Below are 2,459 nucleotides of genomic sequence, written 5' to 3'. Positions count from 1 at the left end.
TTGAAGAGATGGAGCACTATATTGACCGCATCGAGCATAAAGTCGATACCGATTATAACCGGCATACCATCGATGCGAGAATCGCCCAGCTTGAAAAGGAATTGGAACAGAAAGAAGCGTAAATATTATTCATGCATGGCTGTGATCCCTTATCCTCCAAATGCGCAGGATGAGGGAAAACGCTCTGTTAGAACCTAATCGATTCGTGGTATTCTTAAAAGGCGCGGTTGACTGCGCCTTTTAAGAGTATCATGATCAATTACAAGGGAGGCGGGCCGATGTTGAACAAAATGAAAACGGATTATATGGGTTGGATCTTCCTCATCGGAATCGTCTTGCTTTTTTTGGAGATTTCCTTCAAGGGTGGAGGCTTACTGTTTCCGCTTGCTTTTTCGGTTGTCTTAATCTATTTGGGCAGGAAATTCACTAAGCGGACAATCGGGAAGATTTTATTTTTTACAGGACTGATCTCACTGATCATCACAGTTTTGAATATGTTCGTTTTTAAGTTTTTCCTTTTCGCCATTCTCATTTATTTCTTACTTTTATATTATCAGTCGAAAAAGAATCCCGATTGGATCAACCCGATCATCACCAATGAAGGGATTGACGAAGAACAAGTCCATAAGGAGCCGTTATTGAAAAGTGGGCATCTCTTTCAAAATAAGTTGTTCGGCCATCAACAAACGGGTGAGCAGGTATACGAATGGAATTCCGTGAATGTTCAAAGCGGGGTCGGTGATACGGTCATTGATTTGAGCCGGACGATCCTGCCGAAAGGGGATGCCGTCATTTCCCTTAGGAATATCATTGGCAATATCACGGTCCTCATCCCGTATGGCATCGAAATAAGGGTCCATCATTCCGTCATGGCGGGGAGAGCACGGATTTTTGAAAATAAGCCTGAATCGAGGGTCTTTAATCAAATCCATTCTTTTCAAACAGCGGGCTTCGATGAAGCGGACCATAAAGTGCATATCATCACGTCCATCCTTGTTGGGGATTTAGAGGTGAAGCGGGTATGAGCATCGTGACACGCCAGATCTTGAGTGCCCTAGGTGTTTCCTTCGTTCTTTCGCTTCTTTTGCCGGCGGTGGTTTTCTTTATTTTCCCGCTGTCCGACTGGGGCTTGTTATGGGAGAAAGTGGTCATGGGGCTGCCCTTCGTCATTTTCCTGCCAAGTCTGGTCATGACGGCAGGGCTGATTTATGGAGCCGTTTCAGGAATGTTTTTTAAAAGGCAGCTGCAAAGGGTGGATGAAGGCCTTTACTTGCTGGAACAGGGCCGCTTGCCTTCACAGCCGGAAACCTATCCGATCTCGGAGCTCGCGACCATGGTGGAACGGATGAATCAAATTCATAAGCAAATCAATGAACAGACAAAATTATCGCAAAAAATGGCCAATGAAAAGGCGATCGACCAGGAGAAACAGATCCAGGAAATCGTTTCCCAGGAGCGGAACCGCCTGGCGCGGGAGCTGCATGATTCGGTGAGCCAGCAATTGTTTGCCGCTTCGATGTTCATGTCGGCTATTACAGAGTCACAAACGGATATGGATAAAACGGAAATGAAGCAATTCAAGGTTGTGGAAGAAATGATCCATCAATCTCAGCTCGAGATGAGGGCGCTCCTGCTTCACTTAAGACCCGTTGCGTTGAAGGGAAAATCATTACAAGCGGGAATGAAGGAGCTCCTCGAAGAATTGGCCCAAAAAGTGACGATGGATATAGATTGGAAGGTGGAGCCGGTTATCCTTGATAAGGGGATTGAAGACCACCTGTTCCGGATTTTACAAGAATCGATTTCCAATACACTGAGACATGCAAAGGCGACCTCGCTTGAAGTGCTATTGATCGTTCGTGATGGCTTGATCATTTTCCGGATCACGGATGATGGCATCGGCTTTAACACGGAGGATGCAAAAGCCGGATCTTACGGACTGCAAAACATGCATGAGCGGGCCGTAGAGTTGGGGGGGACCATGCAGCTCGTAAGCGTTCCGAATAAAGGGACAAAGCTCGAGGTGAAAATCCCCTTGATACATACAGGAGGTGATCAGGATGATTAAAGTATTATTTGTCGATGACCATGAAATGGTTCGGATTGGGGTGTCGGCCTATTTAACGGCCCAAGCGGACATCGAAGTGATCGGGGAAGCGGACAATGGTTTGAAGGCAGTCGAACTGGCTTTGGAATTGCGTCCGGATATCATTTTGATGGATTTGGTCATGCCGGAAATGGATGGCATAGAAGCGACGAAGCGAATTATCGAAAAATGGCCCGAAGCCAAGATCATCATCGTGACAAGCTTTCTGGATGATGAAAAAGTGTATCCGGCCTTGGAAGCCGGGGCAACGAGCTATATGCTGAAAACCTCGAAGGCAAGCGAAATTGCCAGAGCCGTCCGGTCCACCTTCCAAGGACAAAGCGTACTGGAGCCTGAGGTGACCGGGAAGATG

Annotated in this window: 3 protein-coding genes; all 3 read left to right on the top strand. The window is 46.8% G+C overall.

Translation table 11 applies throughout. From position 1 onward, the window contains the following. Positions 1 to 278 precede the first annotated feature (278 nt). Positions 279 to 1,025, top strand: a complete 747-nt coding sequence (gene liaF / locus CVN76_RS30300) for a cell wall-active antibiotics response protein LiaF (protein ID WP_100530096.1) — start codon at positions 279 to 281, stop codon at positions 1,023 to 1,025. Next, positions 1,022 to 2,068, top strand: coding sequence for a sensor histidine kinase (locus CVN76_RS30295; RefSeq protein ID WP_100534273.1), 1,047 nt, complete (start codon positions 1,022 to 1,024; stop codon positions 2,066 to 2,068). Before liaF ends, CVN76_RS30295 begins: the two co-directional genes overlap by 4 nt. Continuing rightward, positions 2,061 to 2,459: response regulator (locus CVN76_RS30290; protein WP_157805847.1), on the top strand; the 399-nt coding region annotated here is incomplete at its 3' end. The genes CVN76_RS30295 and CVN76_RS30290, both read left to right, overlap by 8 nt.

The sequence above is a fragment of the Bacillus sp. mrc49 genome, from assembly GCF_002803435.1.
The sequence above is the reverse complement of the archived record's forward strand: the minus strand, read 5'-3'. Positions and strand labels throughout refer to the sequence as shown.

Coding starts and splice junctions, on each gene's coding strand:
- CVN76_RS30295 (WP_100534273.1), top strand. CDS start 1,022: ATGAGCATCGTGACACGCCAGATCTTGAGTGCCCTAGGTGTTTCCTTC.
- liaF (WP_100530096.1), top strand. CDS start 279: ATGTTGAACAAAATGAAAACGGATTATATGGGTTGGATCTTCCTCATC.